The organism is Microbacterium sp. (assembly GCF_049661145.1).
GTDB lineage: Bacteria > Actinomycetota > Actinomycetes > Actinomycetales > Microbacteriaceae > Microbacterium.
Genome location: NZ_JBASZT010000079.1, coordinates 1 through 6429 on the forward strand (window position 1 = coordinate 1; position 6429 = coordinate 6429).

The window sequence follows — 6429 nt, forward strand, 5'->3', positions numbered from 1 at the left end:
CGTGGGCGCGCTGCGCTGAACCGCGGCGGAGCCGCGACGTAGGCTCGGACCATGACCGCACCCGAACCCGTCGTCTTTCCCACCGACCCCGCCGGCTGGACGGCGTTCGCCACCGAACGGCCGACCGCCGCCGTCGCCGTCGTCGCGGATGTCGACGCGCGGCTTGTGGCCGGGGCCGACCTCGATGCGGCCGCACGCCTCGACCTGTGGAACGACGCCGACATCGCGCTGCAGCAGGCGACGAGCGAGGCGTACCTGCTCAGCGAGGCGCATCCGGATGCCGCGGTGCGCCAGGTCGCCGAGGAGCAGGTGCAGAAGCTCGAGGCCCTGTCGGCATCCCGCCTGCTCGACCGCGACCTGTTCGCGGCACTGTCGGACCTCGAAGAAGACACCCTCGACGGGCAGCAGCGCCGGTTGCTCGCCAAGGTCCTGCTCGACTTCCGTCGGGGCGGCGTGGATCTGCCCGATGCCGAGCGGGAGCGCGTGCGTGAGCTCACCGACCGCGACACCGAGCTGAGCCTGGAGTTCTCCCGCAACATCCGCGACGGCCGCCGCGAGATCCGCGTCGCGCCTACTGCTCTCGCGGGCCTGCCCCAGGACTTCCTCGACGAGCATCCCGCCGGCGACGACGGGCTCGTGATGCTCACGACGGACTACCCCGACCTCATGCCGGTGCGGGAATATGCCACCGACCGCGTGACCCGCACCGCGATCGTCGCCGCGTACAACGATCTCGCGTGGCCGCAGAACGACGCCGTGCTCGCCGAACTGCTGGAGGTGCGGGCCGAGCGCGCCCGGCTGCTCGGCTACGGCGATTGGGCCGACTACGAGACCGAACCGCGCATGATCAGCGGGGGCACGCGTCACGGCGGACAGGCGATCGCCGACTTCCTGGCGCAGCTCGACGAGGCCTCCGCCGGCGCAGCCGGGGGCGAATATGACCTCCTGCTCGCGCGCTTGCGGGAGGACGACCCGTCGGCATCCGAGGTCACCATCGCCGACTTCTTCTATCTGCTGAGCACGCTCCGCAGCGAGCGGCACGACGTCGACGCGCAGCTCGTGCGCTCGTGCTTCTCGTTCGACCGCGTGCTGCCGGGCCTGCTGTCGACCACGGGGCGGCTGCTCGACGTCGCGTACGTGCCCGTCGAGGTGCCGACGTGGCACGGCGACGTCCATTCCTATGATGTGATGCGCGACGGGCGCCGCCTCGGTCGCATCCACCTCGACCTGCACCCCCGCGAGGGGAAGTACAACCACGCCGCGTGCTTCCCCTTGGCCCCGGGTGTCTCGGGTCGTGTGCTGCCCGAGGCGGTGCTGCTGTGCAACTTCGCGCGCGGACTCATGACCCACGACGAGGTCGTGACCTTCTTCCACGAGTTCGGGCATCTCGTGCACGACATCCTCGGCGGCGACCAGCGGTTCGCACGGTTCTCCGGGACCGCGACCGAATGGGACTTCGTCGAGGCGCCGAGTCAGTTGCTCGAGGAGTGGGCGTGGGATGCCGATGTACTCGCCGACTTCACGGCGAACGCCGCCGGCGAGCCGATCCCCGCCGAACTCGTCGCGAGGATGAAGGTGGCCGACGGCTTCGGCCGCGCGCTCGAGGTGCGTCGCCAGCTCGGGCACGCGAACGTCTCCTACCACCTGCACGTCGACCGTCCCTCGGATCTGCAGGCGGCCACCGAGCACTGGTACGACGCGACCAGTCCGGTGAAGCCGCTCGCCGGGCTCCATTCCTACGCGGGCTTCGGCCACCTCACGGGGTACGGCGCGTGCTACTACACCTACCAATGGAGTCTGGTGATCGCTCGCGACCTGTTGTCCGGGTTCGGCGGCGACCTCATGGATCCGGATGCCGCGGCCCGCTACCGCCGCGAGATCCTCGAGCCCGGCGGCAGCCGCGACGCCAACGACCTGGTCGGCCGCTTTCTGGGGCGGCCGTACTCGTTCGACGCCTACCGGGTGTGGCTCACCGGCACCTGAGGTCGGCGCCGTTCGGGTATCCTTCCTCGTGTCGGCCGTCCCGTGTCGACGACTCTCCACCCGGCGTCGCCTCTCCGGTGGCGCCCGCGTTGAAGCGGAGACCCCATGACCGATGTGCAGCCCGCCCGTGACGAGAACTCCGATGCGTCGCCGTTCGATGAACTGATGGCCGGGCCGGCCTCGGCATCCGCCCTGTTCGCGACGACGTTCCGCGGCTACGACAAAGCCGAGGTTGACGCCAGGATCGCCGAGCTCACCGCCGTGAGCACCGGACACACCGAAGAACTCGCCCAGCTCAAGGACAAATACCGACGTGCCGTCGCGACGATCAAGGCCCACCGGGTCACGATCGAAGAGTTGGAGAAGCGGACGAGCAGCCTCGAGGCCGATCTCGCCGTCGAAGCGGCTCGGGCGGGCAACGCGGAGGACAAGGTCGCGACCCTCAGCAGCGAGCTGCTGAACGCCAACGACGAGTCCTTCAAGGGTCGCGAACGCTTCGAAGAGGTGCTGCGGGTCGCCGAGGAGCAGGCCAGCGTCATCATCAAGAACGCGAGCGTGCAGGCCGACCGGCTCATGGAGGCGGCGCGCGACGAGATCGCGTCGCAGCGTGCGCAGGCGCACGCGGATGCCGACATGCTGCGATCCGAGGCTCAATCCGACGCCCAGCAGGTACGGCTGCGGATCGAGACGGAGCTGACCGCGCACGAAGCGCAGCTGGAGCGTGAGCGCGCCCACGCCGCGGAGAAGGTCGCGCAGGCCGACCAGGAGGCGGCGGCGATCCGCACCGAGGCCGAGAAGGGCGCGGCAGCCCTGCGCTCGCTCGTCGCGCGTGAGACCGAGCAGGCCCGCGCCGGGGCGGAGGAGGCGGTCCGCGAGCAGCGGATGCGCGCGCTGGAGTTCGAGGAGTCGCTGACCCGCCGTCAGGACGACGCGCAGCAGGAGTTCCTCGTGCTGCACAATCAGGCCGTCGCGCACGCCGAGCGCATCACGCAGGACGCGAGCGACCAGGTCGCCGCCTCGCTGGAGCACTCTCAGCGCATCACCGCGAAGGCCGACGACTTCGACAAGCTCATGCGGGCGCAGTCGCAGCAGCTCGAAGCGGACGCGAAGCTCCGTGCCCGCGAGATCCTCGAGCGCGCCAGCACGAAGGCGCAGAAGATCATCGACACCGTCACGACGCACTCGCAGTCGGTGCTGCGCGACGCCGAGGACCGTACGCGGCAGCTGCGGTGGCAGCAGCAGCAGCTCACGAGCTTCATGGCGGAGGTCAAGGAGCTGATCCGGCCGGAATCCGCTGCCCCGGCATCCGGCGACGCCGGCGGAGCTGGTGCCGAGGCGGATGCTGCAGCGCCTGCCGCGGAAGAGGTGCTCGCCGAAGACGTAGGCTAGCCCGTCGACGCCGGTCGCTGAGCGGCCCCCCGGTCGCCCCGCGACGCGCCAGTCGCCCCGCGACGCCCCCGATCGTCCCGCGAGGCCAGCAGGGTCGAGTCGAAACGCCGCAACCCGCGACTCAGCTTTTCAGTGGCGCTGCCGCGCCGTGGGGCGGGAAAGTCTGCGTCGGGGATGCGAGACTTTCAGGTCAGCGCGAGGTCAGCCGTGCGAGCTCCGCGACGAACGCGTCGACGTCGGCCTCGGTCGTGTCGAAGGAGCACATCCAGCGGACCTCGACCTCGCCGTCGGCGAGTCCCGTCGCCCCGGACCAGTCGTAGAACCGGAATGTCGTCCGCAGCTCGTCGGCGATGCTTCCGGGCAGAGTCGCGAACACGCCGTTCGACTGCGTCGGCTGGGTGAACCCGACACCGCGGATCGATCCTTCCGCCAGCCCCGTCTCGATGGACGTACGCAGCCGGCGGGCCATCGCGTTCGCGTGCCGCGCATTGCGCAGGTGCAGGTCGCCCTCCAGCAACGCGATCAGCTGCGCCGAGACGAACCGCATCTTGCTCGACAGCTGCATGTTGAGCTTGCGCAGGAAGAGCAGCCCCTCGGATGCCGATGGGTTCAACACGACGACCGCCTCGCCCAGCATCGCGCCGTTCTTGGTGCCCCCGAAGCTCAGCACGTCGACGTCGGCATCCGTCGTGAACTCCCGCAGCGGCAGATCGAGCGCGGCGGCCGCGTTCGAGAGCCGCGCGCCGTCGAGATGCAGGCGCATTCCGCGGGCGTGCGCGTGGTCGGCGAGCGCGCGGATCTCGGCTGGCGTGTAGAGCGTGCCGAGCTCGGTGGACTGCGTGATGGACACGACGAGCGGCTGCGCGCGGTGCTCGTCGCCCCAGCCCCACGCCTCGCGGTCGACCAGTTCGGGGGTGAGCTTGCCGTCGGGGCTCGGGACGCTCAGGATCTTGATGCCCCCCACGCGCTCCGGCGCGCCGCCCTCGTCGACGTTGATGTGGGCGGTGGATGCCGAGACGACGGCGCCCCAGCGCGGCAGCATCGACTGCAGGCCGACGACGTTGGCGCCGGTGCCGTTGAACACCGGGAACGCTTGCGCGCCCTCGCCGAAGTGCTGGGCGAAGACCTCCTGCAGGCGCGCGGTGTAGGCATCCTCGCCGTAGGCGATCTGGTGCCCGTCGTTCGCGGCGGCGATCGCCGCCAGCACGTCGGGGTGTACACCGGAGTAGTTGTCGCTCGCGAAGACACGGACGGCGGGGTCGTGCAGAGGGGTCACACCGTCCACCATAACTTTCGCGTGCCGTCGGGGTGTCCTCCGGCTGCCGCCCGGGTGTCCGAGGTGTCTTCCGCATGTCGGAGCCCCCCGTTACCCTCGACGCCATGGCCGATCAGTCCGCCGACTCCCCGGCATCCGCTCCGCACCTCACTCCGCCCACCGTGCCCACGGACGGCATGAGGACGTTCCTGCACGTCCTCGTCAACACCGCGGCGGCGAACATCACGACGAGCTACCTGTGGTTCGCGCTGACGTTCTGGGTGTACCTCGAGACGCGGTCGGTGCTCGCGACCGGCATCATCGGCGGCGCGTACATGCTGCTGCTGGCCGTGTTCGGCATGGTGTTCGGCAGCGTCGTCGACCGACATCGCAAGCACCGCGTCATGGTGGTCTCGGCGCTCGTCACCCTCGTCGCGTTCATCCTGGCTACCGCGCTGTACTTCTTGCAGCCCGAGTCCGCGCTGCTCGACCTCGGTGGACCGTGGTTCTGGCTGTTCTCCGGCATCGTCCTGGGCGGCGCGGTCATCGAGAACCTCCGCAACATCGCGCTGTCGACGACGGTGACCCTCCTCGTCCCCACCGACCGTCACGCCAACGCGAACGGCATGGTCGGCACCGTGCAGGGGCTCGCGTTCCTCGTCACGAGCGTCTTCTCGGGGCTGTCGATCGGCCTGCTCGGCATGGGCTGGACCCTCGTGATCGCCGTCGTGCTCACAGCGCTCGCGCTGGCGCACCTGTTGACGCTGCGCGTACCGGAGGACCAGCCGGAGCGCGATCCCGACGCCCGGTTCGTCGACGTCCGAGGGGCGGCGGCGGCCATCCGCGCCGTGCCCGGGCTGTTCGCGCTCATCATCTTCTCGACCTTCAACAACCTCATCGGCGGCGTCTACATGGCGCTCATGGACCCGTACGGGCTCACGCTGTTCCCGGTGGAGTGGTGGGGCATCGTGCTCGGCATCACCTCGACCGGATTCATCGCCGGTGGCGCGATCGTCGCCGCGAAGGGCCTCGGCCGCAACCCGATCCGGACGCTGCTGATCCTCGTCATGCTCATGGGCCTCATCGGCGCGCTGTTCACGATCCGCGACTGGTGGTGGCTGTACGTCGTCGGAATCTGGATCTACATGGCGATCATCCCCGCCGTCGAGGCGGCGGAGCAGACGGTCATCCAGCGGGTCGTGCCCTTCCAGAAGCAGGGGCGTGTGTTCGGCGCGGCGGCGGCGATCGAGGTCTCCGCGGCGCCCATCACGTCGTTCCTCATCGCGCCGATCGCCGAGTTCTGGATCATCCCGTACATGGAGTCGAATGCCGGGCAGCAGACCTGGGGCTGGCTCCTCGGCGACGGACTCGGCCGCGGCATCGCGCTCGTTTTCCTGTTCGCCGGGCTCGTCATGGTCGTCGTCGGCGCCCTCGCGTTCGCGACCCGGTCCTACCGCATCCTGTCGGCGGAGTATGCCGAGGCTCCCGAGAGCGCGGCGGTCTCCGAGAGTGAGGGTGGCGGCGGGGATGCGGCCGGCCCGGCATCCGCTGCCCAGGCGCGCGGCGGTGTCGCCTCGCGGGAGTGAGTCCTCCCCTCTGGTTCGAGGCCGCCACACGCCCGACGCTCACGTACCGAGATCGAGCACGCGATCGTTGACGGCGGTGGCATCGGCATCCCACAGGTCGACGAACGCCGCCGCGAGCTCGTCCTCGCGCCCGGTGAGGCTCCGCACGCGGAAGACGACGGATGCCGCGCGCAACGCGTTGCCGTCGTCCGGAGCCTCGGCGCTGGCCGCGCGCTC

At 70.1% G+C, this 6429-nt stretch carries 4 protein-coding genes; 3 read left to right on the forward strand and 1 reads right to left on the reverse strand.

What is annotated here, in order from left to right:
* The first annotated feature begins 51 nt into the window (after positions 1–51).
* Both WBP48_RS03695 and WBP48_RS03700 read left to right on the forward strand, forming a co-directional pair.
* Positions 52–1983: a M3 family metallopeptidase gene (locus WBP48_RS03695; RefSeq protein WP_424436272.1), complete on the forward strand. Its 1932-nt coding sequence runs from the start codon at positions 52–54 to the stop codon at positions 1981–1983.
* 105 nt (positions 1984–2088) lie between these two features.
* Positions 2089–3372 carry a cell division initiation protein gene (locus WBP48_RS03700; protein ID WP_424436275.1) on the forward strand — a complete coding sequence of 428 codons (1284 nt, stop codon included), beginning with the start codon at positions 2089–2091 and terminating at the stop codon, positions 3370–3372.
* Between the two features lie 190 nt (positions 3373–3562).
* Here WBP48_RS03700 and WBP48_RS03705 read toward each other — a convergent pair whose 3' ends face one another.
* Positions 3563–4648 (reverse strand): threonine aldolase family protein, encoded by a 1086-nt coding sequence (locus tag WBP48_RS03705; RefSeq protein ID WP_424436278.1) that lies wholly within the window; start codon positions 4646–4648, stop codon positions 3563–3565.
* Positions 4649–4752: 104 nt separating this feature from the next.
* Here WBP48_RS03705 and WBP48_RS03710 point away from each other — a divergent pair, with 104 nt between their 5' ends.
* A complete protein-coding gene (locus WBP48_RS03710) occupies positions 4753–6213 on the forward strand; it encodes an MFS transporter (RefSeq protein ID WP_424436281.1) in 1461 nt (486 codons plus the stop codon).
* The last annotated feature ends 216 nt before the right edge of the window (positions 6214–6429 follow it).